The sequence below is a fragment of the Streptomyces sp. NBC_00631 genome (genome assembly GCF_045206895.1).
Taxonomy (GTDB): Bacteria; Actinomycetota; Actinomycetes; order Streptomycetales; family Streptomycetaceae; genus Streptomyces.
The window spans coordinates 3,733,270-3,753,696 of the sequence record NZ_CP107734.1 but is presented as its reverse complement, the minus strand read 5'-3'; the positions used below and the strand labels follow the sequence as shown (position 1 = coordinate 3,753,696).

The window sequence follows — 20,427 nt, the reverse complement described above, 5'->3', positions numbered from 1 at the left end:
CCCCCTTGAGCCCCAGCTGGACCACTGGCAGGACATGAGGGTAGCAATCGTGACACCGGGAAGTCCCTTGTCCGGTAAAACCCGAGCATAAGGAGCGAGAAGGAGCGAGAAGGAGCGAGAAGGAGCGAGAAGGAGCGAGAAGGAGCGAGAAGGCGTGAGGCCGGGAGCACGCGGCAATCCGCCGTCGTCCGGTCGGTGCCTTAGCCCTCCGGCACCGTCCGGATCGCCGCGATGTCGAACTGCAGCCGTACCGTCTCACTCACCATCGCCCCGCCCTCCGCGAGCCGGGAGTCGTAGGACAGCCCCCAGTCCATGCGGTTGATGGTGGTGGTGCCGTCGAAGCCGGCGCGCTGGTAGCCGAAGGGGTCCGTGACGTTGCCTATGTAGGTGAGTTCCAGGTCCACCGGGCGCGTCGTGCTCTTGATGGTCAGGTCGCCGGTCATGACGTAGACATCCGGCGCTTTCAAACGCACCGCCGTGCTGGCGAAGCGCATGCGGGGGTGGGTCGCGGCGTCCAGGAAGTCGCGGCCGACCAGGTGGGCGTCCCGCTGTTCCACGCCCGTGTCGACGCTCGCCGTGGAGAGGATGATCTCCGCCTGGGAGCGGGACGGGTCGCGGCCGTCGAAGTAGAGGCGGCTCTTGTACTCGGTGAAGGCCCCGCGGACCGTCGTCACCATCGCATGCCTGACCGAGAAGCCGATTCTGCTGTGCGCCGGGTCGATGACCCACTCACCGGTGAGGGCGGCGAGGGTGGGGTCGAGGAGGACGGGTGCGGAGGTGGGGGAGGAGGGCGCCTGCGGGGGGCGGGAGGGGGCTGTGGGGGTGCGCCGGGAGGTGTGGGGGCGGCTGAACAAGTTCATGGTTTATCTAGTTAGTGCACGCACGAAATCGCCGCAAGGGCTTGTCAGGACAACGGAGTTATGGAATTCGGCAAACCGTCACGGAAATCACACATATCGGCCATGGAATCTGCTCAGGGTGCCGGATGAATGCCCCGGCTGTCCCCGCCTGTTCCTTGAATTCCGCGTATTCACCGTATTCACCATTGTTCGGGATGGGTTACGGCCGCCCCGGTTTGTTCACCGGGACACCGGGACGCCGGGGATCCGGGGCGGCCGTGGTCATGCTCCTGAAGTGCCGCCGCTCAGTTCACGTTCACCGCGCTCCAGGCCGCCGCCACCGCGTTGTACTCCGTGCTGCCCGCGCCGTACAGGTCCTTCGCCGCGTTGAGGGTCGCCGTGCGGGCGCCCGCGTAGTTCGTCGAGGACGTCATGTAGACGGTCAGCGCGCGGTACCAGATCGCGCCGAGCTTGTCGCGGCCGATACCGGTGACCGTCGAGCCGTTGTACGTCGGGGAGTTGTAGCTCACGCCGTTGATGGTCTTCGCGCCGCTGCCCTCCGCCAGGAGGTATGCGAAGTGGTTCGCGACGCCGGAGGAGTAGTGGACGTCGAGATTGCCCACCGACGAACTCCAGTAGTCCGCCGAACTCCCGTCCTTCGACGGCTGGTCCATGTACCGCAGTGCCGTCTTGCCGAAGCCCGAGCGGACGATCTTCTCGCCGATCAGGTAGTCGCCCGGGTCGGACGAGTTGTTCGCGTACCACTCCACCAGCGTGCCGAGGATGTCCGAGGTCGCCTCGTTCAGGCCGCCGGACTCGCCCGAGTACGTCAGCGCCGCCGTCTTGCTGGTGACGCCGTGCGTCATCTCGTGGCCCGCCACGTCCAGCGCCACCAGCGGGCCGAAGGTCGTCCCGTCACCGTCGCCGTACGTCATGCAGAAGCAACTGTCGTCCCAGAAGGCGTTGTTGTAGCTGTTGCCGTAGTGGACGCGGTTGTACGAGCCCTTGCCGTCGCCGGCGATGCCGTTGCGGCCGTGGACGTTCTTGTAGTAGTCCCAGGTCTCGTTGGTGCCGTACTGGGCGTCGACGGCCGCCGAGGAGCGGTCCGAAGTGGCGCCCGTGCCCCAGTGGTTGTCGGCGTCCGTGAACACCGTCGAAGGCGCCCGGCTGATGCAGATGCCGAAGATGCACAGGTCGGTCTTGTTGGCCGCGTCCCCGGTGTAGGTGTTGCCGCGTGTCGGGTCCGTGAGGTTGTACGTCGAACCGGACTGCGTCGTCTCCAGCGGAACCGTGCCGCTGTACAGCGACTTACCGTCGCCGGTCGCCGTCTCGATGCTGTCCCAGGCGTCGATCTGGGCGCCGCTGCGGGCGTCCGTCAGCACGGTGCGCGCGACCGGGTTGCCGAGCGAGTCCTTGCCGACCGCGTTGGTGCGCCAGGCCAGCTTCGGGGTGCCGTGCAGGGCGTCGACGACCAGCTCCGGCTTGGCCTTCACCTGCTTCAGCGCGTCGCCGAGGTTGGCCGCCCGCAGCGCGTTCACCGCGAGGTCGGCGGCCTTCGGGGCGGAGACGTTCGGGACGATCGAGGCGAGGGATATCCTGCTCCGGGTCGCCCGGTCGGCGCTGCGGTAGGCGCCGTCCGACTTGAGGTGGACGACGAAGTCACCGCCCAGGACCGGGAGTTCGCGGTACGTACGGTCGTAACGGACGTGCTGGGTGCCGTTCCTGTCGACGATCACGTCACGGACCGAGGTGCCCTCGGCGGACGTGAGGCCCAGGGCGGTGGCGTGCTGGACGAGTGCCTGCGCCGCGTTCTCGATCGCGGTGGCCCTGGTGGGTCTCGGGTCGGCGTGGGCGGCGGGGGAGAGCGCGGCGGCCAGCAGGGTCGCGGTGGTGGCGGCGACGCCGGCCGTGGCGAGACGGGAGGCTCGGGTGTTCCGTGTCCGGCTCATCGGTCTCCTTGGAGGTGCGCCTCGAAGGCGTGGGGGTGGCGCTGATGACGACAGAGATTTAAGAGGCCATGACAAGTCATGTCCATAGCGCCTCCATGGAGATGTGTGGGGAAGTGGCGGGGGTGCAGAATCCTTCCTGTGACCGCCCGGAACCCCCACCACCTCCCGTTCTTCGTCTACGGCACGCTCCGCCCGGGCGAGGTCAACCACGACGTGTACCTGCGGGGGCGGACGGAGACCGAGGAACCCGGCCGCCTCGACGGCGCGGTGCTCTACGACGGGCCCGGCTATCCCTACGCCGTCGAGGAGCCCGGGGCGGCGGCGGTGCGCGGCGAACTCGTCACCGCGCGCCCCGAGTCGTACGACCGGCTCCTCCTGGAACTCGACGAGCTGGAGGAGTGCGTGTCCGAGGACCCGGCGAGCCTGTACGTACGCGTCGCGCGGGACGTCGTACGGCTGCGGGACGGGGCGGCCGTCCGGGCCTGGGTGTACGTCGCCGGGCCCGCCGTGGCCGAGAAGCTGCGCCTCGACGGGCGGCGCATCGCCGGCGGCGACTGGCGGGCCCACGGCTGACCGGGGGGAAGCGCAGCGGCGTACCCGCGCACCGTCGTACGCGCGCACCGGCTCGCCGGGCCGGCCGGAGACCTCGGCGCCCTCCCGGCGGGCAGGGGCGACAGAGCCATCCCGAACCGCGGGACGCGGTACGGGGGTGGGCGGACGCCGAGGCGGTCTCCACGTCGCCCAGCGTGCTTCCGTTGTGTTACGTCCCCTGACGGACCCGTGTTGCACGGCCGAAACGGTCAACTCCCCGCGATGTGCCGGCCATCGTGAGAACCGATGCCGGCCCGCTGCCCGCCGGCACCGGGCCCCGCGGCGCTGACGGGTGCCTGGTCTGCCGTGGTCTGCCGCGGCCCGAGTGGCACAGCACCCTCCGCGGGTGGCTCGTTCCCCACCCCTGTTGGCCGGTCCCACCCCGTTGAGACTTCGAAAGGCCCGACTAGAGTCGTCGTCCGCCACCGCCGTCGCCCCGCAGACAAGGCACCCCCCGCACGGCGCCAGACCCCGCCCTGACCGGGCCGGGGCACCCGGCACCCGGGCCCCGCTGCGTCGCACCGGGGAACGGACGGCGGGCACGGTCGCGGCCACCCGGTGAGGACACCGGCACCACGCCCTAACGCGGCGCCGCCGCCAGGGCCTTGGCCACCCCTGGTTCCTTCTTCCCCAGGAACCGGGGGTTCGGCTCGAAGAGCACGTCGAGGGCCGCCTTGCCCGCCGCGAAGACCTCCCGGGTGCCCCCGTAGTACCAGGTCGCGTCGTGCTTGGCGTCGACCCCGACCCCGTACGACGTCACGCCCGCCGCCTCGCACAGCGCCACCGCCCGCCGGATGTGGAACCCCTGGCTGATCAGCACGGCCCGGTCCACGCCGAAGATCTTCTTCGCGCGGACGCAGGAGTCCCAGGTGTCGAAGCCGGCGTAGTCGCTGACGATGCGCCGGGCGGGGACGCCGTGCCCGGTCAGGTAGGTGCGCATGGCGTCCGGCTCGTCGTAGTCCTTGCGGCTGTTGTCGCCGGTGACGAGGACCACCTTGATACGGCCCTCCTTGTACAGCGTCGCCGCCGCGTTCAGGCGGTTCGCGAGGTACGGCGACGGCTCGCCGTCCCACAGGCCCGCGCCGAAGACGACCGCGACGTCGGTGCGCGGCACGTCCGCCAGGGTGCGCAGCCGGCCGGCCGTCGAGACGTACAGCCAGGTGGCCGGCAGCAGCGCCAGCACGCATCCGGCCATCACGCCCTGCACCAGGCGCCGCCGGCCGGTGCGGGTCCGCGGCAGCCGCGGTCGGCGGATCCTCATACGCTTGTTCCCCCCTGTGGGCTTCGACCATGGAGGACGCACCGCGGGACGATCCGGTTCGCTCACAGCGTGCGGGTTCGTGCCGTGAAGCGCCGGAAAACACTCGTGACGGTCAGGCAACGGGCATGCAACCTCGCCCGGCGAGGATCTTTGCATGACGGTGACCGACCTCTCCCCGCGCCCCGGCCCGCCCGCCCTGGTCCTGGTGGCCCACGGCAGCCGCGACCCGCGCGCGCTCAGCACCGTGCGGGCGCTCATGGACCGGGTGCGCGCGCTGCGCCCCGGCCTGCCCGTGCACGTCGGTCACATCGAGCTGAACGAGCCGCTGCTCCCGGACACCCTCGCCGCCCTCGGGAACGCCGAGGCCGTCCTCGTCCCCCTCCTGCTCAGCCGCGGCTACCACGTCAAGCAGGACATCCCGCAGATGGCGGCCGCCGCCGGCGCCCGCACCCGCGTCGCCGCCCCACTGGGCCCGCACCCCCTCCTGGCCGACACCCTGCAGGCCCGGCTGCTGGAGGCGGGCTGGCGCCCCCGGCCCGCGAGCGCCGTGGTCCTGGCGGCGGCCGGCTCCCGCGACCCCGACGCCCGGGCCGACACCAGCCACATGGCCGACCTCCTCGCCGCCCGCCTCGGCGTCCCGGTCCTTGCGGCCTACGCCTCGGCGGCGACCCCGACGGTCCCGCAGGCGATCACCGCCCTGCGGGCGAGGGGCCGCCGCCACATCGCCATCGCCTCCTACTTCACGGCCCCGGGCCGCTTCGCGACGGAGTGCGCGGCACACGCCCCGTGGATCGCCTCGGCCCCCCTGGGAGCCCACGACGCGATGGCCGACCTGGTCATCCACCGGTACGAGCAAGCACTGGGAACGCCGGTGACTGCGGCCGCCTAGGGGCGCGTGGATCGCTGCGGGTGCGTGGGGCCGGCCGCGCAGTTCCCCGCGCCCCCAAGAAGGTGGGTCCACTGCGCCGACCTGAAAGGGACGCGGGGAACTGCGCCCCAAGAAGGTGGGTCCACTGGGCCGACCTGAAAGGGGCGCGGGGCTGTGTTTGATCTGCGGCTACCGCCGCGTGGGCGCGACAGGCCCCCACGCACCCGCACCCGCACCCCGACCCGGCAGATCAGCAGGCGCACCAAACACCCATTTGTCACTACCGCCCCGTACTGTCGAACCATGGCAGTCCCCGCACCCTCTTCGGCCTATGACCAGGCGTCAGCCGACCGCTGGGCCCCCGAACCCGACAAACGCCCCGGCCGCACCGCCTTCCAGCGCGACCGCGCCCGCGTCCTGCACTCCGCCGCCCTCAGAAGGCTCGCCGGCAAGACCCAGGTCGTCACCCCCGGCACCCCCGGCCAGGCATGGGACGCCAGCCCCCGCACCCGCCTCACCCACTCCCTCGAATGCGCCCAGGTCGGCCGGGAGCTGGGCGCGGCCCTCGGCTGCGACCCCGACCTCGTGGAGGCCGCCTGCCTCTCCCACGACCTCGGTCACCCGCCCTTCGGCCACAACGGCGAGCAGGCGCTGAACGAGTTCGCGGACGACTGCGGCGGTTTCGAGGGCAACGCACAGTCCCTCAGGCTCCTCACCCGCATCGAGCCCAAGCGGTTCACCCCCGAGGGCTCCGTCGGTCTCAACCTCACCCGTGCCGCCCTCGACGCCGCCACCAAGTACCCGTGGCCGCGCGGCGCGCACCCCACCGACCCGGCCTCGCCCAAGTTCGGTGTGTACGAGGACGACCGGCCGGTCTTCGACTGGGTCCGCAAGGAGGCCCCCGCCACCCGCACCTGCTTCGAGGCCCAGGTCATGGACTGGTCGGACGACGTCGCCTACTCCGTGCACGACGTCGAGGACGGCCTGCACGCCGGTCACATCGACCCCGACTGCCTGCACGCGGAGCCGGAACGCCGGGAGGTGTACGCCGTCGCCGTCGGGCTGTACGTGCCGGCCGGCACCGACCCCGCCGAACTCGCCGCCGCCCTCGACCGGCTCCAGGACGAGGAGTGGTGGCCGCACGGCTACGACGGCACCGCGGTGGCCCAGGCCCGCCTCAAGGACGCCACCAGCCAGCTCATCGGCCGGTTCTGTCTGGCCGCGGAGGGCGCCACCCGCGAGGCGTACGGCGCCGGCCGGCTCACCCGCTACGGCGCCGAACTGGTCGTACCGCGCGAGGCCCGGATGGAGTGCGCGGTGCTCAAGGCGATCGCCCACCGGTACGTCATGCAGCGCGCCGAGCAGGAGCGGCTCCGGGCCGACCAGCGCGTCGTCGTCGCCGAACTCGCCGAGGCGCTCACCGCCCGGGCGCCCGGCGGACTCGACCCGCAGTTCCGGGTGCTGTTCGACACGGCCGGTGACGACCACGCCCGTAAGCGGGTGATCGTCGATCAGATCGCGTCGCTCACCGACGCGTCTGCGCGATCATTGCATGCGCGGCTGACGGGACGTATGTGAACACTTTGTGACTCTGTGTGGCCTGATCGGGTCATGATCGCGTCAGTGGGGGTCACTCCCTCTTCCCGCATCACGCTGCGTGCGGGAGGCTCACAGTGCGGCGCATGTGGGCGGCATATGTGGCGGCACCCTTACGAGGAGGCATCAAGTGGTCGACGCGGACCAGACATTCGTCATCGTCGGAGGCGGACTCGCCGGCGCCAAGGCGGCCGAGACGCTCCGAGCCGAGGGCTTCAGCGGCCGGGTGATACTGATCTGCGACGAGCGCGACCACCCCTACGAGCGGCCGCCGCTCTCCAAGGGATACCTGCTCGGCAAGGCGGAACGCGACAGCGTCTTCGTGCACGAGCCCGCCTGGTACGCGCAGCACGACATCGAACTGCACCTCGGCCAGACCGTGGACCGCGTCGACCGCGCCGCGAAGACCGTACGGTTCGGTGACGACGGCACGCTGGTGCGCTACGACAAGCTGCTGCTCGCCACCGGAGCCGAGCCCCGCCGCCTCGACATCCCCGGCACCGAGCTGGCCGGCGTCCACCACCTGCGCCGCCTCGCGCACGCCGAGCGTCTCAAGGGCGTCCTGGCCGCGCTCGGCCGGGACAACGGGCACCTCGTCATCGCCGGCGCCGGCTGGATCGGCCTGGAGGTCGCGGCGGCGGCGCGGACGTACGGCGCCGAGGTGACCGTCATCGAGCACGGGTCGACCCCGCTGCACAGCGTGCTCGGGCCCGAACTCGGCAACGTCTTCGCCCAGCTGCACGAGGAGCACGGGGTGCGGTTCCGCTTCGGGGTGCGGCTCACCGAGATCGTCGGCCAGGACGGCATGGTGCTCGCCGCGCGCACCGACGACGGCGAGGAGCACCCGGCGCACGACGTGCTCGCGGCGATCGGCGCGGCGCCGCGGATCGGGCTGGCCGAGGCGGCCGGGCTGGAGCTGGCCGACCGGGCGCAGGGCGGCGGCATCATGGTCGACGAACGGCTGCGGACGTCCGACCCGGACATCTACGCGGCCGGCGACGTCGCGGCCTTCCCGCACGCGCTGTTCGACACGAGGCTCCGCGTGGAGCACTGGGCCAACGCGCTGAACGGCGGCCCGGCGGCGGCCCGCTCGATGCTGGGGCAGGACGCCGCCTACGACCGGGTGCCGTACTTCTTCACCGACCAGTACGACCTGGGCATGGAGTACAGCGGGTGGGCGCCGCCGGGGTCGTACGACCAGGTGGTGATCCGGGGGGACGCGGGGAAGCGGGAGTTCATCGCGTTCTGGGTGAAGGAGGGGCGGGTGCTGGCCGGGATGAACGTGAACGTGTGGGATGTCACAGAGCCGATCCAGCGGCTGATCCGCACCGGGGCGCCGGTGGATCTCGACGCGCTGGCCGACCCCCATGTGGCGTTGGATTCGCTCGCCTAGGGGGCTCCGCTGTCGGTGGGTGCGCGGGTGCCGGTCGTGTGTGACGTCGCGCTCACGCGGCGGAGCCGCATATCGGACACAGTCCCGCGCCCCTGGAGGGGCGCTCCGGCTCGCCGGAGTTGTCACAGCACCCCCGTAGAATTCACCCGTGGCTGGACGGATCAATGACGAGGATGTGAAGGCGGTACGGGACGCGGTCCCGATCGACGCCGTCGTGTCCGAGTATCTCCAGTTGCGCAACGCGGGCGGCGGGAACCTGAAGGGCCTGTGCCCGTTCCATGACGAGAAGTCGCCGTCCTTCCAGGTCAGCCCGAGCAAGGGACTCTTCCACTGCTTCGGCTGCCAGGAGGGCGGCGACACCCTCACCTTCGTGATGAAGGTCGACCACCTCTCCTTCTCGGAGGCGGTCGAGCGGCTGGCCGCCCGCGCCGGCATCACCCTGCGCTACGAGGAGGGCGGGTACAACCCGTCCCACCAGCGCGGTGAGCGGATCCGGCTGGTCGAGGCGCACAAGGTCGCCGCCGTCTGGTACGCGGAGCAGCTCGCCACCAGCCCCGAGGCCGAGACCGGCCGGGTCTTCCTCGCCGAGCGCGGCTTCGACCAGGCGGCCGCCGTCCACTTCGGCGTCGGCTACAGCCCCCAGGGCTGGGACCATCTCACCCGCTACCTGCGCGGGCAGGGCTTCACCGACAAGGAGCTGCTGCTCTCCGGGCTCTCGCAGGAGGGCAGGCGCGGGCCCATCGACCGGTTCCGGGGCCGCCTCATGTGGCCGATCCGGGACATCGGCGGCGAGGTCGTCGGCTTCGGCGCCCGCAAGCTGTACGAGACGGACAACGGGCCCAAGTACCTCAACACGCCCGACACCGCGATCTACAAGAAGTCCCAGGTCCTGTACGGCATCGACCTCGCCAAGCAGCACATCGCGAAGGTCAGCCGCGCGGTCGTGGTCGAGGGCTACACGGACGTCATGGCCTGCCACCTGGCCGGGGTGACGACCGCGATCGCCACCTGCGGTACGGCCTTCGGCGGCGAGCACATCAAGATCCTGCGGCGGCTGCTGATGGACAACGGCTCGGCCCGCGTGATCTTCACCTTCGACGGTGACGCGGCCGGGCAGAAGGCGGCCCTGCGCGCCTTCGAGGACGACCAGAAGTTCGCCGCCGAGACGTACATCGCCATCGCCCCGGACGGCATGGACCCCTGCGAGCTGCGGCTGGCCAAGGGCGACGAGGCGGTCGCCGACCTGGTCGAACCGCGCACCCCGCTCTTCGAGTTCGCGCTCCGCCAGATCGTCGCCCGCTACGACCTGGACACCCCGGCAGGCCGAGCGGCCGCCCTCGACGAGGCGGCGCCGATCGTCGCCCGGATCAAGAACAGCGGCGCCCAGCACGAGGTCGCCGTCGAACTGGCCGGCATGCTCGGCATTCTCGACACCCAGTTCGTGGTGAAGCGGGTGGCCCAGCTGGCCCGTTGGGCGCGGGAGAAGGGCGGCGGCGGCAGAGGGGCCGGCCCGGGGCGCGGCCCGCAGCAGCCGTCGTACGACACCGCGGCCTCGCGCCCGGCCGTCTCCGGTCCCGCCCTCAACCTGCGCAACGCCGTCTTCGCCACCGAGCGCGAGCTGCTGAAACTCGCCCTCCAGCGCCCCGAGCTGGTCTCCCCGGCCTTCGACGCGTACGGCATCGACGAGTTCACCGCCGAGCAGTACGCGGCCGTCCGCCGGACCATCATGGAGGCGGGCGGCGCCGAGTACGGCGTCCAGGACCCCCAGGAATACCTGGTCCGGGTCCGCGAGGCGGCGCCCGACGACTCCGTCCGCGCGATGGTCACGGAGCTCGCCGTCGAGGCGATCATGCGCCGCACGGTCGACGAGAACTACGCCGGCGAGCAACTCGTGACCGTCCGCCGCCGGGCCGTCGACCGCCGTATCCACGAGATCCAGATCACCCTCACCCGCCTCGGCAGCGGCGGCGACCCGGCCCAACTCGCATCAGTGCAGAACGAGTTGTGGGTGCTCCAGCAGTACGGGCAGGCGCTGCGCGAGCGCGGCGCGGCGGCCCTCTGAACCCCGGCCGGCCGGCACGATAACCGCGCGGTCACGGACCGGACGCAAAAAGTCACCGCACGCCCCTCGTGGCGGCGATGTGTCTTACCCCACACTGGGGGGCGGTGCCTGAGTCCTCGGAGCGCGGCCGGCCCGTCCCGGACGGGTCCCACACCCCCGCCGTTCCACTCATCGCGTACGGGACGGACAGCGGCGAGGCCGTCGTCTCCGCCCCCGAAGTACCGCTGCCGTACCCTCTGGCAGCGATCATCCTGGAGGTCGCCCCCGTGCAGACCCAGACCCTGACCCAGACAGACAGCAGCTATGCCGGCGTGCCGCCGCAGAGCCGGGCCGTGCTGCACCCCGAGACCGAGCCGGAGGGCCCGCCCCCGGAGGAGCTCGCGGCCGACGCCCCCGACACCGAGCCCGAGCCCGCCGAGCCGCCCGCAGCCGCCCGCGCCGACACCGGCAGCCCCTCCTCGGACCTGTTCCGCCAGTACCTGCGCGAGATCGGCCGTATCCCGCTGCTCACCGCCGTCGAGGAGGTCGAACTCGCCCGCCGCGTCGAGGCCGGCCTGTTCGCCGAGGAGAAGCTGGGCAGCACCCCCGACCTGGACAGCCAGCTGGCGCTGGACCTGGACCGGCTGGTCGTCATGGGCCGCATGGCCAAGCGCCGCCTCATCGAGGCGAACCTGCGGCTGGTGGTGTCGGTCGCGAAGCGGTACGTGGGCCGCGGCCTGACCATGCTCGACCTGGTCCAGGAGGGAAACCTCGGCCTGATCCGGGCCGTCGAGAAGTTCGACTACGCCCGCGGCTACAAGTTCTCCACGTACGCGACCTGGTGGATCCGCCAGGCCATGTCCCGGGCCCTCGCCGACCAGGCCCGCACCATCCGCGTCCCCGTGCACGTGGTGGAGCTGATCAACCGGGTCGTCCGGGTCCAGCGCCGGATGCTCCAGGAGCGGGGCTACGAGCCGACGCCCGACGAGGTGGCCGCGCACCTGGATCTGGCGCCGGAGCGGGTGGGCGAGGTGCTGAGGCTGGCGCAGGAGCCGGTGTCCCTGCACGCCCCGGTGGGCGAGGAGGACGACGTCGCCCTCGGCGACCTCATCGAGGACGGCGACGCGGCGAGTCCGGTCGAGTCGGCCGCGTTCCTGCTGCTGCGGGAACACCTTGAGGCGGTGCTGTCGACGCTCGGGGAGCGGGAGCGGAAGGTCGTCCAACTCCGGTACGGGCTGGCCGACGGGCGGCCTCGGACGCTGGAGGAGATAGGGCGGATCTTCGGGGTGACGCGGGAGCGGATCCGGCAGATCGAGTCGAAGACTCTGAACAAGCTGCGGGACCATGCCTTCGCGGATCAGCTTCGGGGTTATCTGGACTGACGCCGGATGCGGGTGCGTGGGGGCTGGTCGCGCAGTTCCCCGCGCCCCTGAAGGGCGCTCAGCTCGCGCCAGCTTCCCGGCCGCGGGCATGCGTGCCGCCCGGGGCGGCACGGGTGGGCGCGGCGGCACCCGGCAAGCGCCGGTAAGCGTCCCCACCCGTGCCCAGCCCCAGCGGCCGGTGCCGGACTCAGTCCACCTCGGCCACCGCCTGCGCGAACTGCGCCTTGTAGAGCCGTGCATAGGCACCGTCCGCCGCCAAGAGCTCGGCATGCGCGCCCTGCTCCACGATGGACCCGTTCTCCATCACCAGGATGGTGTCCGCGTCCCGGATCGTCGACAGCCGGTGCGCGATCACGAACGACGTGCGGCCGTCCGCCAGTTTGGCCATCGCCTTCTGGATCAGCACCTCCGTACGGGTGTCGACCGACGACGTCGCCTCGTCGAGGACGAGGATCGTCGGGTCGGACAGGAACGCCCGCGCGATGGTGATGAGCTGCTTCTCGCCCGCGCTGACGCCCGTGCCCTCGTCGTCGATGACGGTGTCGTAGCCGTCCGGCAGGGTCCGGATGAACCGGTCGGCGTGGGCCGCCCGCGCCGCCTCCTCGATCTCGCCCCGGGTGACCTCGCGCGCGGAGCCGTACGCGATGTTCTCCGCGATGGAGCCGCCGAACAGCCAGGTGTCCTGGAGCACCATGCCGATCCCGGCGCGGAGTTCGTCCCGGGACATGCGGGTGATGTCGACGCCGTCGAGGGTGATCCGGCCGCCGGAGACGTCGTAGAACCGCATGAGGAGGTTCACCAGCGTGGTCTTGCCGGCGCCCGTCGGGCCGACGATCGCGACCGTGTGCCCGGGGTCGACCGTCAGGGACAGGTCCTCGATGAGCGGCTTCTCCGGGTCGTAACGGAAGGAGACGTGCTCCAGCGCCACCCGCCCGCGCAGTTCGGCGGGACGCTCGCCCGGCACCGGGTCGGCCTCCTGCTCCTCCGCGTCCAGGAGCTCGAAGATCCGCTCCGCCGACGCGACCCCGGACTGCACCAGGTTGGCCATGGAGGCGACCTGGGTCAGCGGCATCGAGAACTGCCGGGAGTACTGGATGAATGCCTGCACGTCACCGATGGACAGCGCGCCCGACGCGACCCGCAGACCGCCGACGACGGCCACCAGCACGTAGTTCAGGTTCGACACGAACATCATCAGGGGCTGCATCACACCGCTGTTGAACTGCGCCTTGAACCCGGCCTCGTACAGCGCCTCGTTCTGCTCGGCGAACTGCTGCGCGGACTCGTCCTGACGGCCGAACACCTTCACCAGGGTGTGCCCGGTGTACATCTCCTCGACGTGGGCGTTCAGCTTGCCGGTGGAGCGCCACTGCTGCACGAAGTGCGGCTGGGAGCGCTTGCCGATGCGGGTGGCGACCAGGAAGGACAGCGGCACGGTCGCCAGCGCGACCAGGGCCAGCAGCCAGGACACCCAGAACATCACCGCGAGCACACCGATGATGGTGAGCAGCGAGTTGATGAGCTGGCCCATCGACTGCTGGAGGGTCTGGCCGATGTTGTCGATGTCGTTGGTGGCGCGCGAGAGCACCTCGCCGCGCTGGCGCTTGTCGAAGTAGGACAGCGGGAGCCGGGACAGCTTCGTCTGGACGTCCTCGCGCAGCCGGTACATCGTGCGGTTGACGGACCGGTTGACGAGCCGGGTCGCCACCGCCATCAGCAGGCCCGCGACGACGTACGTACAGAGCGCGAAGAGCAGGACGTCGCCGACCTGGCCGAAGTCGATGCCCTTGCCCGGGGTGAAGTCGGTGCTCTTGAGCATGTCGGCGACGGTCCCCTGGCCGCGCTCGCGCATGCCCGCCAGCACCTGGTCCTTGGTGGCCCCGGCGGGCATCTGCTTGCCGATGACACCGGCGAAGACCAGGTCGGTGGCCTTGCCGAGGATCTTGGGGCCGATCACGTTGAGGGTGACGCTCGCGACCACGCAGACCAGCAGCACGTAGATCGTGAACCGTTCGGGTTTGAACCGGGCGACCAGCCGTTTGCCCGAGTTCTTGAAGTCCATCGAGCGCTGGTCGGGGCCGCCCCCGGCCATCATGCGTCCCATGGGCCCGGCCATCAGGCAGCCTCCGCTTCCGTCAGCTGGGAGAGCACGATCTCCCGGTAGGTGTCGTTGCCGGCCATGAGTTCGTGGTGGCGGCCGGTGCCGACGACCCGTCCCTCGTCGAGGACGACGATCCGGTCGGCGTCCCTGATGGTCGCCACCCGCTGGGCGACGATGACGACGGTCGACTCGGCCGTCTCCTGGGCGAGCGCGGCGCGCAGGGCGGCGTCGGTCGCGTAGTCGAGGGCGGAGAAGGAGTCGTCGAAGAGGTAGATCTCCGGGCGCTGCACGAGCGTACGGGCGATGGCGAGGCGCTGGCGCTGGCCGCCGGAGACGTTCGTTCCGCCCTGGGCGATGGGCGCGTTCAGGCCGCCCTCCAGATTGTCGACGAAGCCCTTGGCCTGCGCGACCTCCAGCGCGTGCCAGAGCTCCTCGTCGGTGGCGTCCGGGTTGCCGTAGCGCAGGTTGGTCGCCACGGTTCCCGCGAACAGGTACGGCTTCTGCGGGACCAGACCGACGGTCCTGGCGAGCAGCTTCGGGTCGAGCCCGGAGACGTCCTCCCCGTCCACGAGGACAGAGCCGTCCGTGGCGTCGAAGAGGCGCGCGACCAGGCCGAGCAGGGTGGACTTGCCGCTGCCGGTGGAGCCGATCACGGCGGTCACCTCGCCGGGCCGGGCCACCAGGTCGACGGCCTTGAGCACCGGCTCCTCGGCGCCCGGGTAGCAGAACCCCGCGGCCCGGATCTCCAGGTGGCCGTGGCGGCGCAGTTCGGTGACCGGCGCGAGCGGCGGGACGACGCTCGACTCGGTGTCCAGCACCTCCTCGATGCGCTCGGCGCAGACCTCCGCGCGCGGCACCATCATGAACATGAAGGTGGCCATCATCACGGACATCACGATCTGCATCAGGTAGGCGAGGAACGCGGTCAGGTCACCGATCGCCATCTGGCCGCTGTCGATGCGGTGCGCGCCGAACCACACCACCGCGATCGAGGACACGTTCACCGTCGTCATGACGATCGGGAACATCAGCGCGAGCATGTTACCGGTGGCCAGCTGCATCTCGGTCAGGTCCTTGTTGGCCTTCCCGAACCGGCCCTGTTCGTACTCGTCGCGCACGAACGCGCGGATCACCCGGTTGCCGGTGATCTGCTCGCGCAGCACCCGGTTCACCGTGTCGAGCCGCACCTGCATGGAGCGGAACAGCGGGCGCAGCCGGCGCACGATCAGCGTCACCGAGATGCCGAGCACGGGTACGACGGCGACCAGCACCCCGGACAGCGGAACGTCCAGGCCGAGGGCGAGCACGATGCCGCCGACACACATGATGGGCGCCGACACCATCAGCGTGAACGTCATCAGGACCAGCATCTGGACCTGCTGTACGTCGTTGGTCGTACGGGTGATGAGCGAGGGCGCCCCGAAGTGACCTACCTCACGCGAGGAGAAGGACTGCACCCGGTCGAAGACCGCGGCCCGCACGTCCCGGCCGAGCGCCGAAGCGGTCCGGGCGCCGTAGTACACCGCACCGATGTTGCACGCCACCTGGGCCAGCGAGATGCCGATCATCAGGCCACCCAGGGACAGGATGTAATCCGTGTCACCCTTCACGACGCCGTTGTCGATGATGTGCGCGTTGAGCGTGGGCAGGTAGAGAGTGGCGCAGGTCTGCAGGAACTGCAGCAGCACCAGGAGGGAGATGGGTTTCTTGTAGGGCCTGAGATAGGTCCGCAGAAGTCGTATGAGCACGCTACGTCTCTCGGAGTCGGCGGTGGGGGCGGGGTCGCGTCTGCCCGGACGAGCGGGTCGCTTGCCCTAGGCCCCTATCGTCCGACACTCCACCCGCGTTACCTCAACCGATTAACCCAACAGCGGACGCAGGTCGGCGTACGCGGGCGTGCGTTTCGCGACGGTTACGCCCGGAACGCCCCCGGATGGGTCTGCTCCCGCACCGAGACGAACTGCTGCCGCACCGCCTGCCCGACGGCCAGTTCGTCCCCGGGCTCCAGCACCTGCGCCGCCGCGCCCTGCCACACCGGCGGGGTACGCGGGTCCAGCGTCCCCTGCGAGACCCCGAGCGCCCAGGCCGCCTGCCGCGCGGCCCCGATCGCCGCGTAGTCCGCCGGCTGCGGTACGACGACCTGCACGCCGAACAGCATCGGCGCGGCCGCCTGCACGGCCGACAGCTCGGCGGCCTGCCCCAGCAGGAAGATCCGCCGCACCTCGACACCGCGGCCGCGCAGCACGTCCAGCGCGTCGGCCAGCCCGCACAGCATGCCCTCGAAGGACGCCCGCGCCAGATGCTCGGCCCGCATCGACTCCCGGCGCAGTCCGGCCAGCGTCCCGGCGGTGTGCGGCAGGTTCGGCGTCCGCTCACCCTCCAGGTACGGCAGCATGACCAGCCCGTGCGACCCCGGCGTCGACTTCATCGCCAGGTCGGAGAGGGCCTCCAGATCGGACAGCCCGAGCAGCTCCGCGGTACCGCGCAGGGCCCGTACGGCGTTGAGGGTGGTGACGACCGGCAGGTGCATGCCGGTGGCGTCGGCGAGCGAGGTGATCATCCCGGAGGTGTCGGCGAGCGCCTCCGGATGCACGGCCATCACCGACCCCGAGGCGCCGAGCGACACCACGGCGTCCCCGAACCCGAGCCCCAGCCCGAAGGCGGCGGCCATGGTCTCGCCGGTCCCCGCGGAGATCAGCAGCCCCTCCGGGGTCGTACCGGCCGCGTCGGACGGCCCGATCACCTCGGGCAGCATCGTCTGATGCCCCAGGGCGAGTTCGACGAGGTCGGGCCGGTAGGCGCCGGTGGCGGCGGACCAGTACCCGGTCCCGGAGGCCCCGCCACGGTCGGTGGTCCGCCTGACCGGCCGCCCGAGCAACTGCCACACCAGCCAGTCGTGGGCCTGCAGCAGTACGGCGGTGCGCCGGGCGTTCTCCGGCTCGGTCTTCGCCAGCCAGCGCAGCTTGGTGACCGGCTGCGCGGCCTGCGGCGCGCACCCCACCGCCTGCGCCCAGGCCTCCCGGCCGCCCAGCGCGTCGATGAGATCGGCGGCCGCGACCTGGGTGCGCTTGTCGCCGCCGACCATCGCCGGGCGGACGGTGTTGCCCTGGGCGTCCAGCGGAATCAGCGCGTTCTGCTGCGCGGAGACGCCGATGGCCTGCACACCCTCCAGGAGCCCGCCGCCGGCGGCCTCGCCGAGGGAGAGCAGCCAGGCCTGCGGGTCGACGTCACTGGGGCGCGCCGTGCCGTCCGGCGTGTCCACCGGGTGCGGTGCGTATCCCTGGCGGAGCACCGCACCCGTGTCCGTGTCGCAGACCACGATGCGAGTGAAATCCGGTGAGCTGTCCAACCCGGCGACTATCCCCATGCCCGAAATTCTGCCGCACGCTGCGCTGTGGTTCGGCCGACGGGCGCCGTTCGGGTGGGGGCCGCGTCCGGGTGCGGGTACGTCGGGGCTGGTCGCGCGGTTCCCCGCGCCCCTGGGGGGTTGCAGCCGGGCGTGTTGAAAAGGTCGACCTACGTGGCGCTGGTGCCCCAGTCGTCCCCGGCTGCGCCGTTCGGGTGGCGGTCGCGCAGGGAACGCACCCGGGCCGTGACCGAGTCGGGCATGCGGTCGCCGACCTTCTCGCTCACCGTGTGGATGGCCTTGCCCGCGTAGACGCGGCCCTGTTGGGCGGCGGTCTCGGCGGTGTTGCGGACGGCCGGGTTCTGGGCGACCTGGCGGGCCGACTTCTTCAGCTGTTCGTAGCGCTCTCGTCCGGCCCGCGTGCCGAGCACGTAACCGAGAGCGAGCCCGACGACGAACGTGAGCTTGTAGCGCATGACGGCGACCCTTCCGGTGTGGGGGAGTACCGATTGGCGGAGCACCCCCCTGCTTGCGCTAATGTATGTGTCGCAGCGAGCGCCCGCCCCCTGGCGAATACCCAGGTAGGTGCGTTCGATGCAACGAGGCATTCCTCCGTAGCTCAATTGGCAGAGCAGCCGGCTGTTAACCGGCAGGTTACTGGTTCGAGTCCAGTCGGGGGAGCTCGGTCCTCCGTAGCTCAATTGGCAGAGCAGCCGGCTGTTAACCGGCAGGTTACTGGTTCGAGTCCAGTCGGGGGAGCATGCTGAACGAGGACCCCTGGTGGGGTCCTTTTTCATGTCCACGGGAACCGCCGGGCCTGCGCCGATGTCCTCAAGGTCGTGAACGTCGCAGTTCGCCGACCAGCCGAAGCAGGAGATCGTATGAGCGGCTATGCTGCGGCAGACGGCGCGCACACGTGTACGCGACACGCCGCTATGGGGCGGTAGCTCAGCCGGTTAGAGCAGCGGACTCATAATCCGTCGGCCGTGGGTTCGAGTCCCACCCGCCCCACTTGTGCAGGGCTGTGACCTGCGGAAACGTTCATTTTTGGGTGTTGGATCGTCAACTTCGCCTGAACGGACTGAATCCGCTGCTCGCGAGTTCGGAGTCGGGCGGTGCTCGGGGGAGCTCCACCCTCCTGACCTGCGGGTGAGGAGATGATCGAGGGTGTCGCTCGCGGCCTGGGTGACTGCCTTGAGGGCCGATGCCGGGACCCAGGGGCCGTACAGGGGCCGGGACGGCGCGGGCGCGTCCAGGCCGACGGTGTCTCCGGGGCGATTCGTTGTCCGATTTACCGTTGCGTGGGCATCGGGTGGACATCCTTCGTAGGGCCAGTCGAATACCGGACCAGCGGAGAGGGCGGCACGGCTGCCGGTACGTCTGGGTTCGCAGGGTGGGGGAGAAGGAAACTGCCCGAAGAGGAAAGGGCACTACAGGGTCGTCGGCGGCCTGTTTCCGAAGCCGTCCGCCCGGTGAGGCGGCCGGGGCCGCACAGGAGGTCTGAGCCAGCTGTCGCTGTGAACTGGCTCCCCGCCCCGTGGACATGGCCATCGGCGGTCCATGAGCCGATCATGCCCGTGAGGACATCGCAGACGGGTGAGTCAGTTCTGTCGTGGGCCGTGGATCGCGGTCCTTCGCTAACGGTGCGGCCGTGAAGAGCTCGTCGCGCGGGGCATCCTTGGCAGTTGACCTGCGCCGCCTCGATCGTCGGCGGGGTGTCGGAGTCGGCTAAGCCGACAATGACGGGAACGACGTGGGGCCGTCCTTTCGGCGTGACGTTCTGGCCCCGGGGAGCCACGCTCTCGTTCTCGTTGAACGCGGAGGCCGTCACTACACTTCGGCGAGGCTGTCGAGCACGCGCGAGTCGAAGTACTCCTCGATCCGTGCCACGAGCCCGTCGGAGTCGATCTCCAGTCGCATCATCGCCGGCATTCGGAACCGGCCTCCGGAGTGGAGCGCCGCGGTCAGCGTGTACTGCAGGAACGCCTGGGAGCCGACTGTCGTGATGCGTCGGTCCTCGTAGTTCCGGCTCGTCGAGTGGGCACAGAGGTGGCCGAGCATCGCAGCCATGGCATGGACGTCCTGCTCGATCTCGTCGAAGTTGTGCCAGGTGAGCGCGTCGGGTGCGAAGCAGCGTCGCACCTCGTCCATGTCGCCCTTCTCGATCGCGGCCAGCAAGGTGTTCACCACGCTGAAGTCCGTGGGGTCCGGTTCTTTGCCCGACATCTCTTTCCTCGGTTCTCTTGGCCGCGCGGTGCGGCAATGCGTCCTGGACTTGGGTCCAGCTCTTTGTGACTGGGGCTCAGCGCCGGGCCTCGGCCATACGGCCTTTGCGGGCGCGTTCGGCGCGGTACTCGGCGAACCGCTGGAGTGCGCACGATTGCGATGCGCTTGGCCGGGACCTGGAGCTCCGTGCCGGTGATGGTGTGCGGGGCCGCGCCTTAATCCTTCTCTGCACCATGTCAATGGAGCGAGCGCCTCCGGTATGTCGTCAGACGGCCTTCAGGAGCCGACGGGGCACAGCGTGAGCCATGAGAACCCCCGGCGAAGGGTCTATGGGGCGATCAACTTCGACTCTTCGCCGGGGGTCCCTTGTCTGGTCAGCTCACGCCGCGTTGGTGCATCCCTGCTGCTGCCTCAGTCGGTGAGCTGCATCTGCATCTGCAGTTGCAGCAGCTCCTCGACGTGCCGGACCTCGACGATCCGGCCGTCGACCACCCGCGCGAGATCGATGCCGGAGCAGGTCACCTCACGGCCGGTCGCGGGCAGTCCGAACCAAGGGCCGGTGTGGGTCGCTGTGACCACCCACTGGGAGACGACCCAGCCGTCGTCGGTCTCGGCCTGGTAGACGATCTCGTGGTGAGGGCTGGTGAACCCGTCGCGCATGGCAGCGACCATTGCCTTCATCCCCTCGATCGCCGAGGGAGCCTCTGGGGGCAGGTTGTGGTCGATGAGATCGGGCGAGACCAGGGTGTCCAGCGCGGCGATATCGCCCGCGTCGAAGGCGGCGAACAGGCGGGTAGGGACATCGCGGGCGGATGTGGGGTGGCTGTTCATCAG

Annotated in this window: 15 protein-coding genes and 3 tRNA genes; 9 read left to right on the top strand and 9 right to left on the bottom strand. The window is 70.6% G+C overall.

All coding sequences use genetic code 11. The features are described 5' to 3' along the window. Positions 1–200: 200 nt before the first annotated feature. Both OHB00_RS17185 and OHB00_RS17180 read right to left on the bottom strand, forming a co-directional pair. Positions 201–860 (bottom strand): YceI family protein, encoded by a 660-nt coding sequence (locus OHB00_RS17185; protein ID WP_406435775.1) that lies wholly within the window; start codon positions 858–860, stop codon positions 201–203. Positions 861–1,144: 284 nt separating this feature from the next. Next, positions 1,145–2,788, bottom strand: coding sequence for a M4 family metallopeptidase (locus tag OHB00_RS17180; protein ID WP_406435774.1), 1,644 nt, complete (start codon positions 2,786–2,788; stop codon positions 1,145–1,147). Between the two features lie 138 nt (positions 2,789–2,926). Between OHB00_RS17180 and OHB00_RS17175 the strand changes: the two genes are divergently transcribed. Beyond that, a complete protein-coding gene (locus OHB00_RS17175) occupies positions 2,927–3,361 on the top strand; it encodes a gamma-glutamylcyclotransferase family protein (protein ID WP_406435773.1) in 435 nt (144 codons plus the stop codon). Between the two features lie 598 nt (positions 3,362–3,959). Here the strand turns inward: OHB00_RS17175 and OHB00_RS17170 are convergent. Next, positions 3,960–4,640, bottom strand: coding sequence for a vancomycin high temperature exclusion protein (locus tag OHB00_RS17170; RefSeq protein ID WP_406435772.1), 681 nt, complete (start codon positions 4,638–4,640; stop codon positions 3,960–3,962). Positions 4,641–4,794: 154 nt separating this feature from the next. Between OHB00_RS17170 and OHB00_RS17165 the strand changes: the two genes are divergently transcribed. From OHB00_RS17165 to OHB00_RS17145, 5 genes are all read left to right on the top strand, one after another. Next, positions 4,795–5,529 carry a sirohydrochlorin chelatase gene (locus OHB00_RS17165; RefSeq protein WP_406435771.1) on the top strand — a complete coding sequence of 245 codons (735 nt, stop codon included), beginning with the start codon at positions 4,795–4,797 and terminating at the stop codon, positions 5,527–5,529. A gap of 282 nt (positions 5,530–5,811) precedes the next feature. Then, positions 5,812–7,086 carry a deoxyguanosinetriphosphate triphosphohydrolase gene (locus OHB00_RS17160; RefSeq protein WP_406435770.1) on the top strand — a complete coding sequence of 425 codons (1,275 nt, stop codon included), beginning with the start codon at positions 5,812–5,814 and terminating at the stop codon, positions 7,084–7,086. Between the two features lie 148 nt (positions 7,087–7,234). After that, on the top strand, positions 7,235–8,497 hold the full coding sequence (locus tag OHB00_RS17155) for an NAD(P)/FAD-dependent oxidoreductase (protein WP_406435769.1): 1,263 nt from the start codon (positions 7,235–7,237) through the stop codon (positions 8,495–8,497). Between the two features lie 148 nt (positions 8,498–8,645). After that, positions 8,646–10,559, top strand: a complete 1,914-nt coding sequence (gene dnaG, locus OHB00_RS17150) for a DNA primase (RefSeq protein WP_406435768.1) — start codon at positions 8,646–8,648, stop codon at positions 10,557–10,559. Between the two features lie 104 nt (positions 10,560–10,663). Beyond that, complete coding sequence (locus OHB00_RS17145) at positions 10,664–11,920, top strand: RNA polymerase sigma factor (protein ID WP_406435767.1); 1,257 nt, start codon at positions 10,664–10,666, stop codon at positions 11,918–11,920. Between the two features lie 187 nt (positions 11,921–12,107). On the opposite strand, the gene OHB00_RS17140 is transcribed toward OHB00_RS17145, so the two are convergent. From OHB00_RS17140 to OHB00_RS17125, 4 genes are all read right to left on the bottom strand, one after another. Further along, a complete protein-coding gene (locus tag OHB00_RS17140) occupies positions 12,108–14,036 on the bottom strand; it encodes an ABC transporter ATP-binding protein (protein WP_406435766.1) in 1,929 nt (642 codons plus the stop codon). Next, the gene (locus OHB00_RS17135) at positions 14,036–15,769 is read right to left on the bottom strand and encodes an ABC transporter ATP-binding protein (protein ID WP_406435765.1); all 1,734 of its coding nucleotides are present in this window, start codon (positions 15,767–15,769) and stop codon (positions 14,036–14,038) included. The genes OHB00_RS17140 and OHB00_RS17135 overlap by 1 nt, the downstream gene beginning before the upstream one ends. A gap of 164 nt (positions 15,770–15,933) precedes the next feature. After that, a complete protein-coding gene (locus OHB00_RS17130) occupies positions 15,934–17,388 on the bottom strand; it encodes an FGGY-family carbohydrate kinase (RefSeq protein WP_406435764.1) in 1,455 nt (484 codons plus the stop codon). Positions 17,389–17,537: 149 nt separating this feature from the next. Beyond that, positions 17,538–17,843: a YtxH domain-containing protein gene (locus OHB00_RS17125; protein ID WP_406435763.1), complete on the bottom strand. Its 306-nt coding sequence runs from the start codon at positions 17,841–17,843 to the stop codon at positions 17,538–17,540. Positions 17,844–17,975: 132 nt separating this feature from the next. Here OHB00_RS17125 and OHB00_RS17120 point away from each other — a divergent pair. From OHB00_RS17120 to OHB00_RS17110, 3 genes are all read left to right on the top strand, one after another. After that, a tRNA-Asn gene (locus tag OHB00_RS17120) sits at positions 17,976–18,048 on the top strand. Between the two features lie 5 nt (positions 18,049–18,053). Continuing rightward, positions 18,054–18,126, top strand: a tRNA-Asn gene (locus OHB00_RS17115). Between the two features lie 178 nt (positions 18,127–18,304). Continuing rightward, positions 18,305–18,378 (top strand) — tRNA-Ile (locus OHB00_RS17110). An 819-nt stretch (positions 18,379–19,197) separates the two neighbouring features. Here the strand turns inward: OHB00_RS17110 and OHB00_RS17105 are convergent. Continuing rightward, positions 19,198–19,593, bottom strand: a complete 396-nt coding sequence (locus OHB00_RS17105) for a nuclear transport factor 2 family protein (protein WP_406435762.1) — start codon at positions 19,591–19,593, stop codon at positions 19,198–19,200. 411 nt (positions 19,594–20,004) lie between these two features. Further along, positions 20,005–20,424 (bottom strand): ester cyclase, encoded by a 420-nt coding sequence (locus tag OHB00_RS17100; RefSeq protein WP_406435761.1) that lies wholly within the window; start codon positions 20,422–20,424, stop codon positions 20,005–20,007. Positions 20,425–20,427: the final 3 nt, after the last annotated feature.